We start from the raw sequence: 21,827 nt of genomic DNA, 5'->3' as shown, positions 1-21,827 counted from the left end.
AATCAAACCTCTATGCGCATGCCGATGATTCGGTCGGCCTGTGCTCTGTGACGCGAGCACGGTCACGCGTCACCGCCTGCGTTCTTCGGTCCCGTTCGGTGATGCCGAGGGTGTGCTTGATGTGCAGACAACCCAGCAGGTGCCGTTCGGGCCAACCGCGCCTACGCCCTGCACTGGCTGGTCTACAACGGCGAGACCGCGGTCGACGCCGTCAACTCAGCACGGCTGTCCGCGTACAAGTGAACGTGGTCGGGTAGGGGCAGGGCCCCTCGCTGCAGCAAGCTCTCAGGCTGACACGGTCGACGACGTCAGCTCCTCCAGCTTGTTGAGACTCTGCGTCCAGCCTTCCTCGTGAAGAGCGCGGCGCCGCTCAGTGGCGAAGTCACCCTGGGTGAAAACCAGCTCGACCGACGTACCGCCGATGGCGCGAAGCGACAGCGTCACCACCGTCTCCCGATCCTCGGGATCGGGATCCTCCCATCGGAAGGTGTAGGACAGGCGTTCCGGAGGGTCGATCTCGAGGAACTCGCCCACCAGGTAGAACAGATCGCCTTCCGGAGGCTGCATCGCGATCCGATAACTACCTCCTGGCCGAAGGTCGCTTTCCACACGTGGGGTGGCGAACCCGTCAGGGCCCCACCACTTGGCCAGTTCCTGGGGTTCGGTCAAGGCGCGGAATACGACCGAGCGCGGTGCGCGGAGGACGCGCTGCATGTGCAGCCTCAGCCTGCCACTGTGCGTCATCACGAACCTCCTCCAACCGAAGGCGTCGAGATTGACCAGCATCTCGATCTTAGTACTCCGCCCTCGGACCGCGAGCTCGCCGGTCAGGGGCGGTGCAAAGGCAGGTGCTGCCACCGGTGATCATCGCGTGTTGTGTGGACAAACGAAGATCAGGCGGTGGCCGCAGTCCATAGCGTAGACCCCGCTCGCTGGCTGGACATGTTCGATGCTGCAGCCAGGCGGCTTCCCGGGCTTGGGTACGGGCCGAACGCTACCGGGGCACCGGCCTGGTCATCCCGCACCGCCGTACTGGGACCACCACAACTCTGCGTTCCGTACCTACGGCGGAAACGACTGCACGAACCTCCTGTCGCAGATCATGTTCGCCGGCGACTGGAAGTCCGCGGGCGGCTCCAGCCTCCAGCGCACCAGCAACAAGTACTGGTTCCACGGGCCCACCAGCCTGTGGGCGTCGTACACATGGGGCGGCGCTGAGAACTGGTACTGATTCGCCATCAAACACTCCAAGCGCACCAAAGCCCTCGGCAACGTGTGGAACCTGCTCGCCTCGGACGTCCTCCAGGCCCACTGGGACCGGAACAAAGTCATCGGCCACTCGATGGTCGTCACCAAGAAGTACAACGGCGTCCCCTACCTCGCCTACCGGTTCACCGCAAGGAGGAAGTTTGGGGATGCCTGTTCGGATCGCAGGCGTGTGCGGTTGATGGACACCAGGCCGTACCTGCGGTGCGGGCCGCTTCTGGTTCACGGTCGTCACGACCACGCTGCCGACGGCCCTCGTACCGTTGGCGAGGCTGCGTCGACTGTCTCGGTGCAGATGCGTGGTACACGTCGGGGGAGGCCGGGATGGCGAGTCGGTGAGCGGCCCGCTGCCCGCTGCCGGTGTTGCTCTGCAACCGCTTTCGCTCTGCAGGTCCCGCCGGAACGGGTGTTCGTCCTTCTGCGCGATAGTCCGGCCCTCATGCGTGAGAGGAACACGGTCCATGTTGGCGCACAGACGTCCGGGTGTCCGGGTGTCCGCCACGCCGGGCATCACGGTGTCCTTCACGGCGGATGGCACGAAGCTGCAGATCGTCGCGACAACTGCATCCAACGGGGGCCGTTTCGCGGTCGCCACGGACGGGAGCACGGTGGGCACGGTGATCACGTGGCCGAGGCTCGCGGCCGGGAGGGTGAGGGTGACGGGCCGAGCGGGTGCACTGAACCAAGCCGTACAGGGGAAGAACGTCCGTGCTGATCGGCACAGGTTCGGGCAATGGGTCAGCCGGGGCGGAATGGCCGAGGTGAGCGGCCCTTCGACGCATCCGCAGGGGGTTAAGGCCCGCCCGCCGGAGGGGGCCGGACACGTCCTCACCGGGCGATGAAGAGCAGCACCCCTGAAATGGACCCGCCACCCGCACTCGGCCACTGAGCCTTGTGAGGGACCGCCTCTGACGCCCCACACGGCCTAAGCCGTGCACCATGTCCGCAGACGTGACCACGCCGAGGTGTCCGGATCCCGATCCGCGCGGCTTGGATCCGCCCAGGTCCGCCAGCCTGAGGACAGCGGCCCGCGACGCCGCACAGCCACGAGTGAGCGGGCCGACTCGTAACGGTAACGTTCCGTCGCCGGTGTGCTGGCGGTGGGGCCTTACTGACTTCGGCTCGTCAGGGTGATCTTTCCTGAAGTCCCTGCTGGGCCTGGGGTAGCGGATGTATTCCGTGGTGTGTGAGGTATGCGGATGGGGGCGGGCTGACCCCTGCGGGATGTCAGCGCCGGGAGACGGTACGGATGCAGGCGGCCGAGCTGTTCGAACAGAAGATCAAGCCGCTGGAGGTTGCACGGCGGCTGCGGGTGAGCCCGAAGTCGGCCTACCAGTGGCACCAGTTGTGGCGGAACGGCGGCGTGCAGGCTCTGGCCTCCCGTGGCCCGAGCGGATCGCGATGCCGCCTGTCCCCGCGCTGTCTGGAGAAGCTGGCCGCGTACCTCGATGAGGCCCGGCCGCGCACGGCTGGGTGGAGGACCAGGTGTGGACCGCGGCGAGGGTGGCCACGCTGATCGGCAGGAAGTTCCACGTCTCCTACAGCTCCGGCGCGACGAGGCTGATGCACCGGCTCGGCTTCAGCCCACAGGTCCCCGCGCGGCGGGTCGCCGAGCGCAACGAGCAGGCCGTCACCGTCTGGAAAGAGGCGACCTGGTAAAAGAGCCCGGGCGGCCCGCGGAGGCTACATCTGCTTCGAGGACGAGGCAGGCTTCACCCGCCGGCCGCCCAAAGGACGCACCTGGGGCCGACGCGGAGTGACTCCGCAGGTGACGGTGAGCGGAAGACGTTCGGGACGGCTCTCCGTCGCCGGGCTGATCGCCATGCGGCCCGGCTCCCGGACCCGGCTGTGCCACCGCCTGCGCACCCACCCCGCGGGCAAGGGCGCGCGCCGCAGCATGGGAGAACGCGACTTCATCGCGCTGATCGACGGCACTCACCAGCTCGTCAAAGCACCGATCGTGCTGGTGTGGGACCGCCTGAACACCCATGTCTCCCACGCCATGCGTGAGCTGATCGCCGAGCGTGCATGGCTGACGGTGTTCCTGCTGCCCGCCTACTCGCCCGACCTCAACCCCGTCGAGTGGGTATGGGCGCACGTCAAGCGCAGCCTGGCCAACCTCGCCGTGGTCGCCCTCGACCGGCTCGAGGCCCTCGTCCGCAACCGGCTCAAACGACTTCAGTACCGGCCCGACACCCTCGACGGCTTCATAGCGGGTACCGGCCTGACCCTCGACGATCCAACATCACCCTGACCAGCTGAAGTCAGTAATCGCAGGTGGCGTCGGGCTTGTTGGCGCGGTCGTTGGTGCTCTCGTCGGCGGGCTTGCCGCGGTCCGGGGTGCTCGGATCGGCGCGGAGATGAACGCGGCCGCCGTACGGGAACAGGTTCGAGACCAGGCTGCTCTGGAGCTGCAGCAGTGGGTCCGCCAGGAACGGCAGAAGGCCTGTCTGCAGGTGATGGACATGTACGCCGTCTTCAACAGCGAATCCGTCCGGCGGCGCGAAGAAATGGAGGCGGGCACGGTGCTGGACGAGGCGTCGCTCCAGTCCTATGCGGATCACTCCATCAATCTCATCGCCGCGTGCAGCCACTTGGCGCTCCTGGGACCAAAGACGCCGGATCGCCGGAACCCTCCCGAAGGCTCGGGCGTAGTGCCGTACATGAACCCGATCAACGTGGTGCACGTGAGCGAGCCCGGCCTCCTGGTTGTCGACGGTGTGTTGACTGAACTGATGGCTGTGAATCAGCAGTTCAGCGAGGCTGGTCGCACATCACGGTTCTGTAGCGCGACCAGGCACAAGTCTGGCGCTGCGGCTATAAAATCGCGTCAAGCGGCGAGGTCGGGCCAACGGGGTGGGGAATGGACGAGTTCCGGGTCGTAATCGACGGGCAAGGCGTGGCCGAGGAGCTGCGTCGGCTGACCCAGTGGTTACGGGGTGACGAGTTCGTCGGAGAGACCGCAAGAGTCTCGCTGCCTGTGGCACCGCCCGGTGCAGGGCAGATGGGCTCGGCCTTCGACGTGATCCGGCTGGCCGTCGACAGCGGCTTCCAGGTGGCCAATCTCGCCCTCGCAATCGCGGCATGGCGCAGAAGTCGTCCCTCGCCGCCCGTCGTGGCGATCGAGCACGACGGTACCCGCGTCGAGATCACCAGCAGCGATCCGGAAGTGATCGCCCATGTCGTCGCAGCCTTCGAGGACCGCGGCGATGAGCTCACTGCCTGATCCGAAGCTATCGCGGGCCGTCCTGATCGGCCTGTCCGAATACGACCACCTGCCTGCGCTCCCCGCTGTAGCGAACAACGTCACCGCGCTGCACGGGTTTCTCACGTCTGTGAAGGGGTGGCAGCTTCCGCCGCAGCACTGCGTCGCCATAACCGAGCCACGAACGCCGTCAGACGTCGTCGATCCGCTGCGCCGTGCGTCGGCCGAGGCACGGGACACACTGCTGGTGTACTACGCGGGGCACGGCGTACTCGACGAACGTCTGCAGTTCTACCTGTCCCTATCCGGGTCCCGGCCTGACGAGCCCTGGACCTGCGTCGAGTACGACTGGATGCGCACATTCCTGGCCCAGTCCACGGCGCACCGCCGGGTCGCTGTGCTGGACAGCTGTTTCAGCGGCAAGGTGCACGGTGCGATGTCGGCGGCGACCGACGCGGTACGCGCCCAGACCGCGGCCCGGGGCACCGTGGTCGTGACATCCGCGCGAGACGACCGAGTCGCACTGGCACCCCCGGGCGAGACTTATACGGCCTTCACAGGCGAACTCCTCGCCGTTCTGCACTCTGGCATCCCGGGCGGCTCCGCGGAGATCACGGTCGATCAAGCCTACGAGTGGGTGCGCGGTGAGCTCACCCGTAAAGGCAGACCACGGCCGGACCGCACTGGCAGCGACACCGCGGGCGCGGTCGTGCTGGCCCGCAACCATGCCTTCGACGGCCGTGGGCGGCCCTCGTCAGCACCGATGTCCACAAAAGCCCTGCTACGGCAGCTGGCGCGTCGCCTGAACGTGTCGGATACGCCGCCCGTTGCCGCTACGAGCCCCGCGGACCCCCTCGATTTCGGCAACCGCTACCGAGTGGCGGGGCTGCTGGGCAGCGGCAGCATCAGCAGCGTCTACCTCGCCGCAGACCAGATGCTGGCGCGGTGGGTGGCAGTGAAGTTCATGCGCCCCACGGTGGCGGATCCAGACTTCGACCTTGCATTCCCCCAGGAGGCCCGGACTCTGGCTGCGCTCACGCATCACGTGATCGCCACGGTGCATGACATGGGCAGCCTCGAGGGAGTGCCTTATTTCGTCATGGAGTACGTACGCGGAGCCGACCTACCACAGCTCCTCGACACCGCTGGATGGCTCGGAGTCTCCGAGAGCGCCGCAGTGATTCTCGAGGTGCTCGACGCCCTGGAATACGCTCACGCCCAGGGAGTCATCCACTGTGATGTGAAGCCGAGCAACATCATGCTGACGGCCGACGGCAAGGTGAAGGTCCTCGACTTCGGCATTGCGGCCCTCGCGGCGGATCTGGACTCCGGCCTACATGGGAGAGAGGGAATCCTCATTGGCACCCCGACCTACCTGGCGCCGGAGGCCGTGCATGGTGCCCCGCCGGATGTGCAGCGTGACCTCTATGCCGTTGGGATGACCTTGTACGAGCTGCTCACAGGCCGTAATCCTTTCATGAAACCTGGAATGAGCCCGCTGGACATCGTCATGGCCCAGGTGGAAAAAGCCGTGCCGCCTCCTTCCACAGCCAACCCGGCACTGCCGCCCGAGTGTGACCGCATCCTACTCAAGGCTCTGGCCAAAGATCCGGACGCGCGCTATCGGAGCGCGTCCGAGCTGACCGACGCGGTTCTCAGCCTCCTGCGTTCCTCTCGCTCAGAAAACTGATCAGTTCAGAGAAGTCGCGGCCGCCGACGACGCCACCGCCCTGGCCTTCCAGCAGCTGCTCGCCGATCGGTGGGCGACGTCGCCCGCACAGCACACGACGCGGGACGCCGGCGAGCCCGGCGTACGGCTGCGCAGCTACTTGGACCTGCGCCAGCCGATCAGCCCGGCCGCGCCGGACGAAGCCCTGCCACCGGTCAGCGCAGCCGCATCACAGTGACGACCGCGTGCCGGGTCGTGCCCGCCACGACCTCCACCACCACGTCGCCGACGGCGGGCGTGTAGGAGTCGCCGGCCTCCGTGAACGCCCGCCCGTTCTCGGGGACCAGGCGCGGGCCGACGACGGACGCGAGTGCCGTGGTCAGCCGCTGGGACAGCGCCACCCGTCCGTCGGGCAGCCGTACGGCGAGGGCCCTTGGGATGCAGGGCCGTGCCGGTGAAGCCGACTACGGTGGCGTCGACGGTGTCCGCGTGCCTGACCTTCGCCCAGCCCCGGCCTGCCTTGTAGGCCGACCTGAGCGGCTTGGCCACGATCCCCTCGACACCGTGCTTGTTCGCGCGGTGGGCGTGTCCCGCGCTGGTCGCGTCTCTTTGAGTTGGATCAGCGCGGGATCCGATGTCCCGTTGAGGAGGGCGTTCGTGTCGCTCTCAGGGGCTGCGGGAGGCCACCCTGAGGTGAGGTGTCGAACCGGCGTGCTGTCAGCCGCAGTTGCGACCGGATGCGCTCTTGGCCTCGGCGACCGTGCTGTTCGGGTCGTCGGCCTGTTCAGCGGGAGTGCAGCAGGCGGTGACGCCGCAGCAGGAGTCGCTGCCCGTGCTCGCCTCAGCCTTGTTGCTGGTGGTGGGCTTCGTGGCGCGGACGATGGCGGAGTGCATGCCGTCGGCGACCGCGTGGGTGGGGCTGAGTTCGATGTTGGTGAACCCGGCGGCTTCGAGGCCCTGGCGGTACTCGGCGAAGGAGAGGGCTCCGGCGATACAGCCGACGTAGTCGCCGCGCTCGGCACGCTGATCGGGGGTGAGGGTGTCGTCGGCGACGACGTCGGAGATTCCGATCCGGCCGCCGGGCTTGAGGACCCGGATCATCTCGGCGAAGACGGCGGGCTTGTCGGTGGACAGGTTGATGACGCAGTTGGAGATGACGACGTCGATGGTGTTCGCGGGCAGCGGGATGGCCTCGATGGTGCCCTTGAGGAACTCGACGTTGGTAGCGCCGGCCTTCTGCTGATTCTCGAGCGCGAGGGCGAGCATCTCCTCGGTCATGTCGAGCCCGTACGCCTTGCCGGTGGGGCCGACGCGGCGAGCGGAAAGCAGTACGTCGATGCCGCCGCCGGAGCCGAGGTCCAGGACGCGTTCGCCTTCGTGGAGGTCGGCCACCGCGGTCGGGTTGCCGCAGCCGAGGGAGGCGGCGAGGGCCTCAGCGGGCAGGGTGTCGCGCTCGTCTTCGGCGTACAGGGTGGAGCCGAAGGTGTCGTCGATCTCGATGGTCCTGGGGTCCGCAACAGGCGGTGCCGCCCGCGCCAGTCGACCATTTCCATAAACTATGAATATAAAAATGCTATGCTTCGAGCATGAGTCGTCAAGACACCGCTCCTGGCGCGTCCGCCGCCATCGGGGCAGCCCTCTACGGCCTGGCCACCAGGGCCGCGAGACGCCTGCCCCGGGACATGAGCCTGACGTCCGCCGCCACCCTGGCCACCCTGGACCGGACCGGCCCGCGGCGCATCACCGATCTGGCCGCGGTCGAGGGCGTCACCCAGCCCGCGATGACCGCCCTGGTCCGGGTGATGGAGGAGTCCGGCCTGGTCGAGCGGCGGGGCGACGCGTCCGACAAGCGGGTCACGCTGGTGTGCCTGACCGAGGCCGGCGCCTCCTATGTCCGGACGCGGCGCCAGGCGGGCGTCCACGCGTTCGAGCGGTTGATCGGCGAGCTCACCGGCGACGAGGTCGAGGCGCTGGTGGCGGCCCTTCCGGCGCTGAAGCATCTGGCAGAGCTCGAAAGCCAGGACCGCGAAGGGCCGAAGCAGTGACCGGGCAGCCGGTCGGCGGGGTCGCGGTGAAGGCGTTCCCGGTGGCGCGTTCCGAGGCGCGGCTGCTGGTCCCCGCCCTGATGTTCATCGCTCTGGTCGTGGCGGCGGTCGCCAGCCTCGGGACGCCGCTCATCACCAGCGTGGCGACCTCGTTCCACGTCTCGCTCGGCAGCGCGCAGTGGACGCTGACCGTCGCGCTGCTCAGCGGCGCCGTCGCCACGCCGGTCCTGGGCCGGCTCGGAGCCGGCCCGCACCGGCGGGCCACGATCCTCGCCACGCTGGCGGTCGTCGTCGCCGGCAGCGCGCTCACCGTGCTGCCGCTGCCGTTCGCGTGGCTGCTGGCCGGCAGGGCGGCCCAGGGCGTCGGGCTCGGGCTGACGGCGCTGATGATGGGCGTGGCCCGGGACCACCTCCCCGAGGAGCGCAGCGCGGCCATGATCGCCCTGATCTCGGTGGTCTCGATCATCGGGGCCGGCGTCGGCTACCCGCTGGCCGCACTGCTCGCCGAGCTCGGCGGGGTACGGGCCGCCTACGGCCTCGGCCTGGTCGTCACCGCCGCCGCCCTCCTGACCGCGTGGCGCTCCATGCCCGAAGCCCCCGAAGGCCGCTCCGCCCACGTGGACGTGGCAGGCGCGGTCGTCCTGGCCGCTGCGCTGCTCCTGGTGCTGTTCCTCGCCGGCGAACGGAATCTGTGGAGCCGGCACCTCGCCGTGGCGACGGGCCTCGCCGTCGTCGCGGTGGTGCTGCTCTGCGTCTGGGCCGTCATCGAGCTGCGCAGCACGACGCCCCTGGTCGATGTGCGGGCGGTGCGGCACCCGGCGGTCGCCGGGGCGAACCTCGCCATGTTCGTCGGCGGGATCGGCATGTACCTCCTGCTCACGCTCATCACCCGGTACGCGCAGACGCCGCACGGCGCCGGCTACGGCTTCGGGCTGACGACCTTCGTCGCCGGGCTGGTCCTCATCCCGTTCTCGGTGCTGGGGTTCGTCGCTGGCAAGCTCACGCCGCGGGTCCGGACGCGGATCACCGACCCCCTGCTCCTGGCCGGCAGCGCCGTCGTGGTCGGCGGCGGGTTCGCCCTGTTCGCGGCGGCCCGGTCGGACCTGGCCGAACTGTTCGCGGCGATGGGCGTGCTCGGCTTCGGCGTCGGCGGCTTCTCGGCCGCAATGCCCGGCGTCATCCTGGCCGTCACCCCCAAGAGCGAGACGTCGAGCGCCATGAGCTTCAACTACGTCGTCCGCAGCGTCGGGTACTCCCTGGGCAGCGCCATCGGCGGCCTGATCCTCGCCGCGGGCACCGGCCCCGGCCACCTCTTCCCCGACGACAGCGCCTACACCACCGCGGCGCTGGTCGGCATCGGCGCCATGGCGATCACGACGCTGACAAGCCTCGCTCTCGCCCGCCGACGCTCGTCCGAGACCAACTCGTAAGTCAGATGCACTCATCTCAACACTGGAGGTTCCATGCCCAAGGGCTACTGGGTCAGCGTCTACCGCACCATTTCAGACCCTGAGAAGCTGGCTGCTTACAACAAGCTGGCCCCTCCGGCCGTCAAGGCCGGGGGCGGCCGGGTCCTCGCCCGTGGCGGTCGGATCGTGGCGCATGACGCCGGAATCGCCGAGCGCACCGTCCTGATCGAGTTCGACAGCTTCGAGCAGGCCGTCGCGGCGCACGAGAGTGCGGCCTACCAGGAGGCGCTGGTCGCCCTCTCCGACGGTGTCGAGCGCGACTTCCGCATCGTCGAAGGCATCGACTGACCGAGGTCCAGTCGGATCTTCACTGAAGATCCACCATCTTGGTTTTCGCTGGTGCGGCTGCTGGTGTGACGGGGTTCGTGGGTGCTCGTGCTGGTCGTGGGCGGCTGTCTTCGGTCTTGATCGTCTGTCAGCGGTCGAGTTCGAGGTTCGTCAGGACGAGCGATGGTCGCGCTGTCGCCGGCGGAGGCGCGGGTGGCGGCCTCGGCGGTCTCACCGGCCTTCACGAGCGCTTGCAGCGCGGCCACCGCACCCTTGGTGACCTGTGCCTTCTGCTGACCGACCAGCAGGCCACGGCCTCGCGGCGCGCCCTTGGTATCAGCGATGCCGTAGGCGGCCTGCATGGCCGTGTCCGACGCGGTGGCGGCCTTCTGCGCGGCCGCCAGCTGCGCCTTCAGGGCGGCCAGTTGCTTCTTCGCACCCGCCTGGGCGCCGGTGATGCCGGCCTTGGCCTTGGTGAACTGGGCCTTGTCCGGGTACGACAGCTTGTCGGTTCCGTCATGCCCCTGGGGGACGATGCGGATCTGCTGCGCGGCACTGCCGTTGCACGTGTACAGCTGGGTGTCGTTGCCGTTGGTGAAGGTGTGCAGGTCCAGGCACTTGTCGGTGGCGGCATTGCGCAACTCGCCGGCGGCGCGGATGTCGAACTGCCACTGCTGCGGCCTGCTTCCGTTGCACGACCAGACCTGGATCTTCGTACCGTTGGCGTTGTTACCGCTCTTCACGTCAAGGCACTTCGCTGCCTTGGCGTTGAACAGGGCGTAGCCGCCCTCGTAGGAGCCCCAGAGCTTCCACTCCTGGGCCGCGCTGTTGTTGCAGGTGTAGATCTGCACCGGAGTGCCGTCAGCCGTGTTGCCGCCCTGGACGTCGAGGCACTTGCCCTGGGCTGCCTCGACCCTCATGGTCAGTGAGGAGTCGCCGATCCAGCCGATGCCGCCGGGGCTCCAGTAGTCCTGCCAGCGCGTGAGGTGGTCGGCGACCCAGGACTGGCCCAGCATGTCGCCGAGGGCCTTCGCACCCTTGGAAAGGGCGTCGACGGCATTCTCGTTCGCGTCGAGGATCTGGTTGCGCTGGGTGGCCTGGGAGGCGACCTCCTGCTGCCACTCGCCGGCCGCGGTGGCGGTGATGTCGCCCAGCACGTTGTCGGGGTCGAGCGGGTCACGCCAGCCGCACGCGGCGAACCGGGACTTCACGTCCTCCACGGCGATGCGGTACTCCGGCGTGCCCGGCTGCGGGGCGGTGCGCGGAAACCCGCCGGAGGAGAGGAAGATACGGGCGTCGTCAGCTCCCGCGTTGGCGCCGGGACCGCCGTGCATCCACGCGAAGGCGTCGTGCTCGGCGAGCGCACGGTTCCACTCCGCCTGCGTCATGCCCTTCGGGTCGGGGTCCTTGCCGTAGACGGAACTGCCCAGATCGTCGACGGCCTTGAGGGTCTTCGCGTCGGCCTTCGGGGTGGAGTCCTCGTAGAAGCCGTCGTCGGTCTTCCAGAACCGGTCGGCGACCCAGGCCGACAGACCGGTCTGGGTGTAGAAACTCTTGTCGCCGTCGGGCGGCCAGTGGAAATCGGCGACCGTGAATCCGCCGGGAGTCTCCAGGCCGTCGACGGGCTTCGCCCACCCGTCCCGGAGAGGGCGAGATCGTCCAGCTCCTTGCCCGCCGCGTCCCGGTCCTTCTTGTATGCGACGGCGAGCGGCGTCTGCTCCCACTTCTTCCTGTCCGCCAGGGCATGGAGCTTTTCGGCGGGCTGGTTGAGGCCGTCCTGGGCGGTCGCGGCCATCGACGTGCCGCCCAGCCGCAGCACGTCGGCCATCAGGCACTGGTCCTGCCGCAACTGCTCGGCGGCGGTGTCCTCGTACCAGAGAGAGGAGTCCCCACCCGCTCGGCGCCCAGGCTGGTCAGGCCGGGCTGAACCGCGAGACCGGCCAGGACGGCCAGGGCGGCGACGGAGGTGACAGCGGAGGTGAGTTTTTGTGATCTTCGCGTTCCGGGCAGCCGGAACCACGGTCTGGGGTGCAAGGAAGCATCCCTTCCTACTGCTTGGGGGTGGGCCGGTGGAACGGCCGGACAGCAGAAAGTGGCGAAATGCTCCTGAGGGATCCTCAGGAGCGCGCTCCAACGCATGCCTTACATGCCTTGATACGTACGGACGGCCCGTACGACGGCAGGACGGCTGCAGCCCCTCCCCGTGAGCGACGGCGTTCCCCCGGTCGCTGACTGATGTGCGCGAACACGGAACTGGTCAGGTTCCGTCACGCGCGGCGCAACCTTACAGCGATCGCAATCGAGTGCGCACAGGAGTTCGACCCGCTCACGCGAGTACTGGCGCGAAACCTCCCGCCACCCGACCAGCGGTGGCACGGGTCCACCACCCCGGCGCGTCATGGATTTTCTGTGTGCTTCCTGTGTGGGAGGTGCGGAGTGTGATCCGTGTTCGTCCGCCAAAATATGGCCGGTTTTCGACTCCGCCCACGTGACCTGCGTGGAGCGTAACCGCGCAGGAACTCGTCGCCGATCCAGGCGCCGATGGCAGCCCAGCAGCCGTGATGAGCCGCCAGCGGTGCGGCACACGGCGTGAACAGTCCGGGCCGCTGCGGTGCGGCATCAAACGGTGCTGGCCAAGGAGGGGCGGACAACTGCTGCTGCGTGAGCAACGGGCATCGCCCACGTTGCATGCAACGCAAATGGCAACGATGTACAGGCGGGGAACTCGGGCGAGGGTTGTGAAACGCACAGTGCCCACCGCATAACGGCGATGGGAACTGTGCGACCTTACCCCGAGGTGAGCCTCGCTCACCTGCGGTTTTCAGCCGCAGATGTCGTAGTACTGGAAGCCGGCGCCGACCGAGACCCGTGCGGCAAAGATCCCGGTGGTCGCCTGCCCGGTGCCCTTGTAGAGGTAGAGCGTGCCGCCGGGGGTGCGGGCCAAGAAGTCCGCCAAGCCGTCGCCGTTGACGTCACCGACCGCGTCGAAGGCGTTGTAGCCGGTCCACGCGCTGCGGACCTTGATGCGGGTCGAGAAGGCGCCAGTGCCCGACTTGCCGGTGCCCTTGTACAGGTACAGGTCGCCGGTGCTCTTGTTGCGGGCGAGCAGGTCGGCCCTGCCGTCGTCGGTGAAGTCGCCGTGGCCGCGCACGGAGTTGTACTGGTTCCAGCCGGTGCCGACGCTCACCCGCGAGGCGAAGGTGCCGTTGCCCTTGCCGGGGTAGATCCACAGTGTCCCGCCGGAGTCCACCGACAGGATGTCGGGCAGGTAGCCTCCGGTGACGTCGCCCGGCGCGATGATCCGGGTGCGGGTCTTCCAGCCGGTGAAGATCTTCGTGTCGGTCCAGGAGTCGTCCGTCCGGGCACTGTTGAGCACGAAGTGCTCCCAGTACACGTCACCGGTGGAGCTGACCCGGTAGATTAGGTCCTGGTAGCCGTCCCGGTTGAGGTCCGTCTGGAGGACCAGGTTGACACCACCCCAGTTGCCCCAGGAGGCGCGGGCGCCGAAAGCACTACCGCTGGAGTCCTTCTCGTAGCCCGTCTTCGTGGAGGATTCCGGGACAAAGATGTCGGCCTTGCCGTCGGCCTTCTTGTTGAAGGTGCTCAGGTTCGTGTCGTCGATCTGGGGATACGCGGTACCGAGGAAGGCACTCATCTTGGTGAAGACGCTGTAGTCGCCCTGTGCCACGCAGTCGTTGTAGCGGCCCCAGGAGGCCACGCCGACGATCCTGCCGCCCACCACGAGCGGACCGCCGTAGTCACAGTCGCATATCGCGCTGGTACTGGTGTCACTCCCGCTCTGACGCGAGGCGCGTCCCTTCCGTCTCAGCGCCAAAAGATCGACCCCCGTCACAGGGCATTCACTGAGCATTTCCAGCGAGGTCTACGTGTGATGGAGGCGGGTGTCAGCCGACGAACGTGAACCTCTGGTAGGACAGGGCGTTGTATCCGAACGTGCGCAGGCCGAAGTCGGTGCTGTCGTCGATGCAGCGGCCAGTGTTCTGGTTCTGGAGGGCGTAGTAGTAGATCTGGCCGTCGGCGATGGCCGGACCCTTGGGCTTGGGTGTGACGGCGTGCGCGGCCGTGGTGCCGGTCAGCAGCAGCGCCGCAGTGGCGAAAACAGCCGCCACCGGTCTCGCGGTGGCGGTAGCGAGGGCAGTGCGCAGGCTCATGATGGTCCTTCGTTGGTGGTGGCCCGCTGTGGTCGGAGGGCGGGCATGGGTGCGCGGCCGTGTGCTGTGATGCGGGGCATTACCCAGCCGCGGATGCCTCGCACACGCTATGGGTCAGTCATGAACACTTCAATCCGATGTGCGACGTACTATCCGATATGGCCGGTTCTGCATGGTCTGATCCCTGTCAAGGGAAATCCGCTGACCCTACGGGCGATGCCTCCGGTCCGGCGGCGCCAGAGCGGCTGTAGCTGGCGGTGCACGGCACGGATTTCCAGTCGCAGCTTCTCGTGCTGCGCGCCATGCACGTAACGCTGGAACCGGTCTGCTGTGCGAGCAGCAGTTTGTCAGGGACTGCGGCTGCTGCACGGGCGGCTCGTGGTCCTGCTACTCATATCCCTGGCGGAGGCTGTCGTGCTGCGGCGCAGCATTCGCAGGGTCTGGGCAGCCGTCCAAGGGGTGCCGGGTCACCCGCATGGGGTCTTGTTCAAGTCGGGCGTGAGAACGCACGCTCGCGGTCGCAGCTCCCGTGTCGAGGAGGACCTTGTGCCCGCTGAAGCCGACGTCCTGGCCCCGCCGCAGACAGTGGCCGCGCAGGTGGCCCAGTGGGAGGCCGTCCTGGATGACGCCGTACCAGCGAAGTCGGACGGCTCGAATCTTCTGGTGGCGACCTGGAACCTGCGGGCCTTCGGTGACCTGACGAAGGCGTGGCGGATCCCCGAAGGCGCCTCGCCGAAGCGGAACTTCACCGACGTGCACCTCATCGCCGCGGTGATCCGCCGCTTCGACGTCGTGGCCGTGCAGGAAGCGCGCGGCAACCTGCGGGCCCTGCGCCACCTCCTGAAGGTTCTCGGGGAGGACTGGGCGTTCATCCTCACCGATGTCACCAAGGGCGATGCCGGCAACAACGAGCGCCTGGCGTTCCTCTTCGACACACGGCGGGCGAAGCCGTCCGGCCTGGCCTGCGAGCTCGTGGTCCCGATCGAGGAGAACGCGGGCGTGAGCGCGGGGCAGTTGCGGCGGCAGTTCGCCCGCACCCCTTACGCGGTCAGCTTCCTCTTCTCGGACCAGACGTACACCCTGGTCACTCTGCACGTCGAAAACGGTGATCAGGCCAGCGACCGGGTACCGGAACTGAAGGCGATCGCGCAGTGGCTGGCCGGCTGGGCGGAGCAGGAGTTCGGCTGGGACCACAACCTGATCGCGCTGGGTGACTTCAACATCGACCGGGCCGGCGACCCGTTGTTCGAGGCTTTCACCTCCACCGGACTCACACCTGCCCCTCAACTGAACGGGCTCTCGCGCACCATCTTCGACAAGCCCGGTGCCGAGCACTTCTACGACCAGATCGCCTGGTTCACCACGGGTCAGCACCGTCCCGTCCTGCGACTGGACGCCGTCGCAGGAGGCCGGATCGACTTCGTCCCCGAACTGCGCGGCGAGCGAACTCTCAACGAGCTGTCCTGGCACATCTCCGACCACTACCCGCTATGGATGGAGTTCGCCATCCCTGCAGGCTGACAGGTCTCCCCGCGGCTTCGAACCCCACCCTGAGTCCGGCGTACAGTCGCGTCCGCCGAAGCGCCTGGGCACCGTCACCGAGTGATGTGCCCGGGACGCAGCCGGCTGCTTGGTGGCCACAGGCCCGGTCCATCCTGTCCGCCGACATCGTCCACCCGGCTTTGTACGCGAGTCACGTCGCCATTTCGACACGACTCCGGGAGTCGCATGCCCTGCGGGGAGGCGATGTAGGCGGCTTCGGAAGGCACCCCGACCCCGGGGACGGGGCAGTCGGCAACAGCACGGCCACGACCGGTTGCCTCCGCGCCCGCGGGGTGATCCCTACTTCATCGTCCGCGGACGCTGCTGCAGTCCTGGTCGTCAATCACCGAGTCGCCGCGGCAACGAGCGGACATTCAGGGCGACTTTCGATTGCCGGGCAACCTGCATCGACTTCTCACCCTTTTCACAGATGGCACACAAGGATCTCCTTCCGTGCCTGCAAGACGTGCGCGACTTGTCCCGACCAGACGCAGAAAGAGCACCCATGACCAGACACCACCCTTATGCCTTACGGCGTTCGGCGATCATCGCCGCTGCCACCCTCACTGTCGGCGCTGCCGGAACCCTCGCCGCGCCCGGCGCGGGAGCAGCGATGCCGGCGGGCACGCCGAAGCTCGAACTGATCGCCGCTTCCCCCGCGGTGACCGTCGACCGATGGGAAGGCGAGCCTGGGGTCTACCTGGACCTCGGCACCTACGTCACGGTCGACGGCGGACCGCTCGAACTGCGGGTGACGCGCAAGTCCTACAACGACCCCGTCGTCGCGTCGCAGGTGATCCGCTCTGGCGGCCGGACGCTGACCAAGACCCTGCCGAAGGGCCTGGTGAAGGACTTCTCGGGCCTGTCGGGCTTCCTCAAGGTCAGCATCAGCGACGAGTCGGGCGCGAAGGTGGCCGAGACCACGCAGTCGTTCTGCCCGAACAACCGGACGGGCCGGATCCGGCCGGATGCCCCGGCCACCTCGAAGTATCCCGGCGGCTGCTCCGACAACCCGTTCGCGCTCGGCGGGGTGTGGGGTGTCGAGAAGGGCTGGGCGGCAGCCACGTCCCAGGGCTTTCGTGGGGACAACGCGATCGACCTGCCGGCCGGCATCTACACCGCGAAGGTGTCGGTGGCGAAGAAGTACCGCGACGTGTTCGGAATACCGGACAAGACCCAGACCATCAAGGTGACGGTCCACCAGCAGGACTCCGGCGGGGGCCAGGGCCTGGCCGGCGTCAAGCGCGGGCAGAAGAACGCGTCGAAGAGCCCGAAGCCGGCCGCCGGGCGCCCGGTCGGCAGGGTGGCCGTCCCTGCCGACATGCCCAAGCCCGACCTGCGTGCCCTCCCCGCGTACGGCATCGCGATCACCAACGGGGACGAGGGTGGACAGGGTGCCGTCCCGGGCAAGGACTACCTCGCCTTCAGCGCCACCGTCTGGAACGGCGGCCCCTCGCCGCTGGTCGTGGACGGGTTCCGCAAGCCCGGCGCGGAGAAGATGGACGCGTACCAGTACTTCTACGACGCCAAGGGGAAGCAGGTCGGGTACACACCCACCGGGACCATGGAGTGGGACCCGCGGGACGGCCACCAGCACTGGCACTTCAGCGACTTCGCCAGCTACCGGCTGCTCGGCGCGGACAAGAAGGAGATCGTCCGCAGCGGCAAGGAGGCGTTCTGCCTGGCCAACACCGACGCCATCGACTACACGGTGAAGAACGCCAACTGGCACCCGTACAACACCGACCTCGCCACCGCCTGTGGTGAGCAGACCGCCGTCTCGGTGCGCGAGGTGCTCGACGTCGGCAGTGGCGACACCTACAGCCAGTATCGGCCTGGTCAGTCCTTCGACGTCACGGACCTGCCGAACGGCACCTACTACATCCAGGTCATCGCCAACCCCGACAACCGGCTCAAGGAGCGGAGCACGGCCAACAACGTCACCTACCGTAAGGTAGTCCTCGGCGGCACGCCGGGGGCCCGCAAGGTGACCGTGCCGAAGTTCGGCCTCATCGACGCTCCCTGATCACCCGGCGGGCGGGGGCAGGCGCCTCCGCCCGCTCAGCGGCAGGACGCCAGGCGCTGGTTGTACGGCACGAAATGTGTCCGGTGCCACGGGGCGGTGAGTCGAGCCGGTGGGCCGTGCCGTGGAGGGCCCAGCCTTCTCGCCGGGCGGGGGCAGGGTCAGTCAGCGGTCGAGGTCGATCGTGAAGCGCCTCGTGCCCGTACCGATCGTGTCGGCGTGGACCCAGCCACGAGCCCGGTCGAATGCCCCGGTGCCGCCGGTGATCGCGTTGTCGAACGAAGGGGGAGGGCCCGGGTCGAGAATGCCGAAGACCATCCCCTGCACGGTGAGTTGGCCGCCCGGGAGGTTGTAGTTCACGACGCACTCCTCTGCTCCGCCGTTGTCGACCCGGGTGGTGGTGCAGGTGCCGCCGGTGTCGCCGACCTGGTTGCCGTGCTCGTCGAAGAGGTCCGAGCGGAAGACGGTCCGATCGCCCTGGGCGGGGCTGCCGCCGGGGTTGACGGGGAAGCGCGTCTGCTGCGCGAGATGGCCGATGAGTGTGATGACTCGGTCTCCGCCCTTGGCGTGGGCGAAATCGGTGTCCGTCGCGCCGGCCGCGACAGGGGCGCAGGCGAGAAGGGCGACCAGCGCAGTGGCCGTGCCGAGACAGGCTGCCCTGATGGGGCGCATCGTGTGGCTCCTGAGGTTGATGTTCATGGATGTTCAGGTGCCGTATTCATAACCTCGGCTCTGTCGCCGCCCGGAACGTCCCGGCGCGACCCACCGTCAGATCCGACCAGTCGGACCAACCCCGTGACAGTGCAGGCTAGCGCGTTGGGGGCGATCAGATGCGGCTCGCGTTGGTACATCCGAGTGTCGACCGGCAGTCAGCTGGACGGGTTCGGGCTGGAGGACCAGGAGCGCATCGTGCGTCGCTGGACCCGCGAGCACGGCCACCGCCTCGTGAAGCTGTTCGTGGAGAATGCGCAGTCCGGCACCATCGCCGGGGACGAGCGGCCCGAGCTGGCCACCGCCCTGCTCTGGGTCGAGGAGAAGAAGGTCCAGGGCATCGTGGCGCCCAACCTTGACCGCCTGGCCCGTGAACTGGTGGTGCAGGAGGCAGCCCCGGCCCAGTGCTGGAAGCATGGCGGCCGCGCGTTCATGGCCGACCAGGGCGAGATCCTGCCCGACGACCCCGAGGACCCAATGCGCACCGCCATGCGCCAGATGATGGGCGTCTTCGCCCAGCTGGACCGCGGCATGACCGTAGCCAAGCTCCGCCGCGGCCGCCGCATCAAGGGCGAGAAAGGCCAATACGCCTACGGCGCCCCGCCGTACGGATGGCACGCCCACAAGAAGGAGCTGACCGAGGAGGAGTTGGAGCAAGCCAGCCGAGCCCGCGCCCGCCAGCTCCGGAACGAGGACGAACTGTCCTTCCGCGAGATTGCCGCTGTGCTGGAGGCCGAGGGTATTCGCCCGAAGCGCGGTGAGCGCTGGCACCCGGAGACGGTCCGCCGGATGCTCGCCAACACCACCGACCAGCCGCCGACCCTGCGGCAGCGCACCGCATAGCCGCGCCCTCACCGATGGCGCATCCGGTACGCCTTCTGACGACAGGCGTTGGAGCAGTACCGACGAGGGCGGCCGCCCCGGCTCCCCAGTCTCAGCCCCTCCGAGGCATACGGGTGCCCACACTGGCTGCACACCGGGGCGAACTCCGCCAGTCGCCACTTGCGGATCAGCGCACGCAGGCCATCGTCGATCACCAACGTCTGCGAGTCGGCATCGAAGTACGCCTGCCAGGCTTGGGCCCACATCGGATGACGCAGCATCGAGACGCCCTTGCTGATCAGCACACGTACCCGCTCCGGCATAACGCCGAGTCGTTTCCCAATCTCCTCCTCAGACGCCCCGTACAGCACCTGGGCTAAAACGGCTATGGCGGACTGCTCAGGCATGGACGACAGCACCTGATCCAGCCCGACAATCCGCTCAACTCGAAGGCGGGGTTCGGCACCCCTCCAGTAACCGCTCACACGTCCCCCGTCTGCGGCAAGGAAGCGCTGGCCGTCTCCTCGCGCACCAAAACCACGGTCGGCGCTGCCGCCTCCGGCTCTGACCCACGCGGCTGCGGGAGCGCCGACGGGGGAGACGGCTTGCCCCACGGCAGGAGTCCGCACAGCGCGGACACCATGTGGGCCAGCCCCAACAGAGCAACCGGTACATCCGCCCGGTCGACCCGGCGCAGGACGATCCAGGAAATGACCGCAACCAGAAGCAGCATGGCCACAAGCACGACAGCAGCACAAACGGCCAGCGAAACTGGCACACCGAACACGGCGCCGGAAAGAGCGGACAGCAAGGTGGGACCCTCCGAGAACGAGAAAGGCCCCCGGGGCATCGCTCCGGGGGCCTAAGTCGGGAACGAAAAAGGCCCCCGCTTCTCAACCGAGAAGGAGAGCCCTAAACGCGAACGGGACACACGAGTGGTGTCCCGAGAGGAGGGTGCCACAGTCCGTGAGGAGCCGTCAAACTCCGCGTTTCCCCAGGCCAATGACGTTGCCGAGTTCTTGGCACCAGGGGTGCAGAGTTTCGTAACGGTCCGAGCCTCCGCCTTGCCCTCCTCATAGCGGACACCCTTGTTGGACACCTTCTTCAGGCAGCTTGTGCAGGCGGACCCCGTGTTCAGCAACCGATCGGTTGTTGAACGTCGTGTTTGTCCGTGGCCGCCACCGCTCACATATGCGGCGTGCATGCGCTACAAACTGCGCTACGAACAAACGGGCGTGAGGGACCTTCAGGGGAGACCATGACAACTGCGGATCTGTCGGTCGCTACGAGCACCACGACCCGTCAGGCCGACGCCGCCACCCGCCCCGGCCGGTTCGACGCCGCCACCGAGACCTGGCTTGCCGACATCGACCGCGACGCCACCCAGCACGTCGACGCGCAGCGCCCGGAGAACACCTGCGACGCGTACGCCGCCGACTGGAAAGTCTGGCTCAGGTTCTGCGCCGAGACCAACCTGCCCCCGCTCGCCGTCCGGTCTGGCACGCTCGTGCTGTTCGTCGAGTGGTGCTGGCTCCAGCCCGCCCGGCCGCCCAAGCCCGGTCGGCCCCCGGGTCGCCTCACCGCCCCGTCGACCATCGACCGCCGCGTGTCCGGCGTCGTCGTCACCGTTCGCCGCGAGCACAAGGCGCAGCTCCAGGAGGACATCGCCGAGGAGGCCCGCGCCCTCCTGAAGGCGAAGGTCAAGGAGATGGGAAGACCGGCGAGGCCCGCGGCCGCGGGCCCGCCCCCGCCCTGCTCGTCCGGCACATGGAGAAGATCGCGGCGACCCTGCCGTCGGGCCGGTCCGGCATCCGCGACCTGGCGCTGATGACGATGCACTTCGCCATCGCCGGCCACGAGCACGAACTGGCGTGGCTACGTACCCGGGACATCACCGAGGGACCCCGAGGGCCGCGGGCTGATCGTGGACGTCCAGGTCAGCAAGGTCGCCCCGCGCGTGGTCGAGGTCCCCTACGGCTCGCGCGCCCACCTGTGCCCCGTCCGCGCCTGGCGCCGCAAGGAGGCGGCCCAACTCGACGCCGACCCGGACAACTTCGCCTTCCGCCGCCTGCACAACCGCTGGCATACCGTCATGTAGGCCGGACTCGACGACGAGTCGATCGGTGACGTCCTCACCCGCCTCGGCGCCCGCGCGAAGCTCGACATCCGGCCCACCGGCCACAGCCCCCGCCGCGGCCTCGTCACCGCGTCCTCCCGCGCCGGCAACCCCGACGCCGTGGCGGAGAAGCAGGGCAGATGGGCCCCCGGCTCCAAGGTCATGCGCCGCTACCGCGAGGCCGACGACGGCTTCCGCGAGAACGCCCTGCACGGCGTGCTGTGGAGGTGACCCAAGTCACAACCTCGCCGTTCGGGGCTTGGGCCCAAGGCCTCTTCAGCAACTCATCATTCGAGCTGACCTGCGCAAACATAAATGCCATCTAATTCCGGGTTGCTCGGACAACCGGTAATGGGGCACCCGAAAAGTTCAGCTCAGCCGAACTCAAGGGAACTCAAAGGAACTCTGTCGGCATCCCCCGCCCCTCCGCTGGTGTACGGTATTCGCTATCCCTGACGGATGACTGCCGAATGGTAGTCCTGAACACCTGAAGGGAGGTCAAGACGCATGCCCGGACCTG

General features: G+C 68.0%; 20 protein-coding genes and 3 pseudogenes. 13 read left to right on the top strand and 10 right to left on the bottom strand.

Features of this window, described 5'->3' with window-relative positions; genetic code table 11:
- Positions 1-285 precede the first annotated feature (285 nt).
- The gene (locus tag ACZ4EG_RS44285) at positions 286-786 is read right to left on the bottom strand and encodes an SRPBCC family protein (RefSeq protein WP_467794722.1); all 501 of its coding nucleotides are present in this window, start codon (positions 784-786) and stop codon (positions 286-288) included.
- A 163-nt stretch (positions 787-949) separates the two neighbouring features.
- Here ACZ4EG_RS44285 and ACZ4EG_RS44280 point away from each other — a divergent pair, with 163 nt between their 5' ends.
- Positions 950-1,231, top strand: a complete 282-nt coding sequence (locus ACZ4EG_RS44280) for an amidase domain-containing protein (RefSeq protein ID WP_467794721.1) — start codon at positions 950-952, stop codon at positions 1,229-1,231.
- Positions 1,232-2,452: 1,221 nt separating this feature from the next.
- Positions 2,453-3,520 (top strand): annotated as a pseudogene (locus ACZ4EG_RS44275) (IS630 family transposase).
- Positions 3,521-3,530: 10 nt separating this feature from the next.
- Here ACZ4EG_RS44275 and ACZ4EG_RS44270 read toward each other — a convergent pair.
- Positions 3,531-3,860: a hypothetical protein gene (locus ACZ4EG_RS44270; protein ID WP_467794720.1), complete on the bottom strand. Its 330-nt coding sequence runs from the start codon at positions 3,858-3,860 to the stop codon at positions 3,531-3,533.
- A gap of 269 nt (positions 3,861-4,129) precedes the next feature.
- Here ACZ4EG_RS44270 and ACZ4EG_RS44265 point away from each other — a divergent pair, with 269 nt between their 5' ends.
- Genes ACZ4EG_RS44265 through ACZ4EG_RS44255 form a run of 3 tightly spaced genes read left to right on the top strand, consistent with a single transcriptional unit; the run spans position 4,130 to position 6,378 of the window.
- Positions 4,130-4,492: an effector-associated constant component EACC1 gene (locus tag ACZ4EG_RS44265; protein WP_453561614.1), complete on the top strand. Its 363-nt coding sequence runs from the start codon at positions 4,130-4,132 to the stop codon at positions 4,490-4,492.
- Positions 4,476-6,161 (top strand): caspase, EACC1-associated type, encoded by a 1,686-nt coding sequence (locus ACZ4EG_RS44260; RefSeq protein ID WP_453561612.1) that lies wholly within the window; start codon positions 4,476-4,478, stop codon positions 6,159-6,161. The genes ACZ4EG_RS44265 and ACZ4EG_RS44260 overlap by 17 nt, the downstream gene beginning before the upstream one ends.
- Before the next feature lie 40 nt (positions 6,162-6,201).
- Positions 6,202-6,378, top strand: a complete 177-nt coding sequence (locus tag ACZ4EG_RS44255) for a DUF6207 family protein (protein WP_453561619.1) — start codon at positions 6,202-6,204, stop codon at positions 6,376-6,378.
- Here ACZ4EG_RS44255 and ACZ4EG_RS44250 read toward each other — a convergent pair.
- Positions 6,356-6,541, bottom strand: a complete 186-nt coding sequence (locus ACZ4EG_RS44250; protein WP_467794719.1) for a hypothetical protein — start codon at positions 6,539-6,541, stop codon at positions 6,356-6,358. The genes ACZ4EG_RS44255 and ACZ4EG_RS44250 overlap by 23 nt on opposite strands.
- Positions 6,542-6,857: 316 nt before the next feature.
- Positions 6,858-7,671 (bottom strand): annotated as a pseudogene (gene arsM / locus ACZ4EG_RS44245) (arsenite methyltransferase); the annotation flags it as partial.
- Positions 7,672-7,822: 151 nt separating this feature from the next.
- Here arsM and ACZ4EG_RS44240 point away from each other — a divergent pair.
- From ACZ4EG_RS44240 to ACZ4EG_RS44230, 3 genes are read left to right on the top strand one after another with little or no spacing between them, the layout of a single operon-like run.
- Positions 7,823-8,185 (top strand): MarR family winged helix-turn-helix transcriptional regulator, encoded by a 363-nt coding sequence (locus ACZ4EG_RS44240; protein ID WP_014173936.1) that lies wholly within the window; start codon positions 7,823-7,825, stop codon positions 8,183-8,185.
- The gene (locus ACZ4EG_RS44235; RefSeq protein ID WP_467794718.1) at positions 8,182-9,615 is read left to right on the top strand and encodes an MFS transporter; all 1,434 of its coding nucleotides are present in this window, start codon (positions 8,182-8,184) and stop codon (positions 9,613-9,615) included. Before ACZ4EG_RS44240 ends, ACZ4EG_RS44235 begins: the two co-directional genes overlap by 4 nt.
- Before the next feature lie 33 nt (positions 9,616-9,648).
- Positions 9,649-9,942, top strand: coding sequence for a DUF1330 domain-containing protein (locus ACZ4EG_RS44230; RefSeq protein ID WP_467794717.1), 294 nt, complete (start codon positions 9,649-9,651; stop codon positions 9,940-9,942).
- Here the strand turns inward: ACZ4EG_RS44230 and ACZ4EG_RS44225 are convergent.
- The 3 genes and pseudogenes from ACZ4EG_RS44225 to ACZ4EG_RS44215 all read right to left on the bottom strand — a co-directional run bounded on the left by ACZ4EG_RS44225 (position 9,870) and on the right by ACZ4EG_RS44215 (position 14,093).
- On the bottom strand, positions 9,870-11,645 hold the full coding sequence (locus tag ACZ4EG_RS44225; protein WP_467794716.1) for an RICIN domain-containing protein: 1,776 nt from the start codon (positions 11,643-11,645) through the stop codon (positions 9,870-9,872). The two genes, ACZ4EG_RS44230 and ACZ4EG_RS44225, sit on opposite strands and share 73 nt — an antisense overlap.
- 1,097 nt (positions 11,646-12,742) lie before the next feature.
- Positions 12,743-13,720: pseudogene (locus ACZ4EG_RS44220) on the bottom strand (FG-GAP repeat domain-containing protein); the annotation flags it as partial.
- A 106-nt stretch (positions 13,721-13,826) separates the two neighbouring features.
- Entirely contained in the window at positions 13,827-14,093 is a 267-nt protein-coding gene (locus ACZ4EG_RS44215) for a hypothetical protein (protein ID WP_467794715.1), read from the bottom strand.
- Between the two features lie 546 nt (positions 14,094-14,639).
- On the opposite strand from ACZ4EG_RS44215, the gene ACZ4EG_RS44210 reads away from it, so the two are divergent.
- Complete coding sequence (locus tag ACZ4EG_RS44210; protein WP_467794714.1) at positions 14,640-15,614, top strand: endonuclease/exonuclease/phosphatase family protein; 975 nt, start codon at positions 14,640-14,642, stop codon at positions 15,612-15,614.
- Between the two features lie 526 nt (positions 15,615-16,140).
- The gene (locus ACZ4EG_RS44205) at positions 16,141-17,661 is read left to right on the top strand and encodes a lysyl oxidase family protein (protein WP_467794713.1); all 1,521 of its coding nucleotides are present in this window, start codon (positions 16,141-16,143) and stop codon (positions 17,659-17,661) included.
- A 162-nt stretch (positions 17,662-17,823) separates the two neighbouring features.
- Here ACZ4EG_RS44205 and ACZ4EG_RS44200 read toward each other — a convergent pair whose 3' ends face one another.
- On the bottom strand, positions 17,824-18,330 hold the full coding sequence (locus ACZ4EG_RS44200) for an allene oxide cyclase barrel-like domain-containing protein (protein ID WP_467794712.1): 507 nt from the start codon (positions 18,328-18,330) through the stop codon (positions 17,824-17,826).
- Positions 18,331-18,513: 183 nt separating this feature from the next.
- On the opposite strand from ACZ4EG_RS44200, the gene ACZ4EG_RS44195 reads away from it, so the two are divergent.
- On the top strand, positions 18,514-19,212 hold the full coding sequence (locus ACZ4EG_RS44195; RefSeq protein ID WP_467794711.1) for a recombinase family protein: 699 nt from the start codon (positions 18,514-18,516) through the stop codon (positions 19,210-19,212).
- Positions 19,213-19,220: 8 nt separating this feature from the next.
- Here ACZ4EG_RS44195 and ACZ4EG_RS44190 read toward each other — a convergent pair whose 3' ends face one another.
- The gene (locus ACZ4EG_RS44190; protein WP_467794710.1) at positions 19,221-19,598 is read right to left on the bottom strand and encodes a hypothetical protein; all 378 of its coding nucleotides are present in this window, start codon (positions 19,596-19,598) and stop codon (positions 19,221-19,223) included.
- A gap of 74 nt (positions 19,599-19,672) precedes the next feature.
- Positions 19,673-20,002 (bottom strand): hypothetical protein, encoded by a 330-nt coding sequence (locus ACZ4EG_RS44185; RefSeq protein WP_467794709.1) that lies wholly within the window; start codon positions 20,000-20,002, stop codon positions 19,673-19,675.
- Between the two features lie 447 nt (positions 20,003-20,449).
- On the opposite strand from ACZ4EG_RS44185, the gene ACZ4EG_RS44180 reads away from it, so the two are divergent.
- Both ACZ4EG_RS44180 and ACZ4EG_RS44175 read left to right on the top strand, forming a co-directional pair.
- Positions 20,450-21,019: a hypothetical protein gene (locus ACZ4EG_RS44180; protein ID WP_467794708.1), complete on the top strand. Its 570-nt coding sequence runs from the start codon at positions 20,450-20,452 to the stop codon at positions 21,017-21,019.
- 96 nt (positions 21,020-21,115) lie between these two features.
- Positions 21,116-21,289: a hypothetical protein gene (locus tag ACZ4EG_RS44175; protein ID WP_467794707.1), complete on the top strand. Its 174-nt coding sequence runs from the start codon at positions 21,116-21,118 to the stop codon at positions 21,287-21,289.
- The last annotated feature ends 538 nt before the right edge of the window (positions 21,290-21,827 follow it).

It is taken from the genome of Streptomyces sp. NPDC025638, assembly GCF_055558775.1.
The sequence above is the reverse complement of the archived record's forward strand: the minus strand, read 5'-3'. Positions and strand labels throughout refer to the sequence as shown.

Excerpts from the sequence above, each read along its gene's own strand:
- ACZ4EG_RS44285 (WP_467794722.1), bottom strand. The coding sequence starts at position 786 with ATGCTGGTCAATCTCGACGCCTTCGGTTGGAGGAGGTTCGTGATGACG.
- ACZ4EG_RS44280 (WP_467794721.1), top strand. The coding sequence starts at position 950 with ATGCTGCAGCCAGGCGGCTTCCCGGGCTTGGGTACGGGCCGAACGCTA.
- ACZ4EG_RS44265 (WP_453561614.1), top strand. The coding sequence starts at position 4,130 with ATGGACGAGTTCCGGGTCGTAATCGACGGGCAAGGCGTGGCCGAGGAG.
- ACZ4EG_RS44260 (WP_453561612.1), top strand. The coding sequence starts at position 4,476 with ATGAGCTCACTGCCTGATCCGAAGCTATCGCGGGCCGTCCTGATCGGC.
- ACZ4EG_RS44240 (WP_014173936.1), top strand. The coding sequence starts at position 7,823 with ATGAGCCTGACGTCCGCCGCCACCCTGGCCACCCTGGACCGGACCGGC.
- ACZ4EG_RS44230 (WP_467794717.1), top strand. The coding sequence starts at position 9,649 with ATGCCCAAGGGCTACTGGGTCAGCGTCTACCGCACCATTTCAGACCCT.
- ACZ4EG_RS44215 (WP_467794715.1), bottom strand. The coding sequence starts at position 14,093 with ATGAGCCTGCGCACTGCCCTCGCTACCGCCACCGCGAGACCGGTGGCG.
- ACZ4EG_RS44205 (WP_467794713.1), top strand. The coding sequence starts at position 16,141 with ATGACCAGACACCACCCTTATGCCTTACGGCGTTCGGCGATCATCGCC.
- ACZ4EG_RS44200 (WP_467794712.1), bottom strand. The coding sequence starts at position 18,330 with ATGCGCCCCATCAGGGCAGCCTGTCTCGGCACGGCCACTGCGCTGGTC.
- ACZ4EG_RS44190 (WP_467794710.1), bottom strand. The coding sequence starts at position 19,598 with ATGCCTGAGCAGTCCGCCATAGCCGTTTTAGCCCAGGTGCTGTACGGG.
- ACZ4EG_RS44180 (WP_467794708.1), top strand. The coding sequence starts at position 20,450 with ATGACAACTGCGGATCTGTCGGTCGCTACGAGCACCACGACCCGTCAG.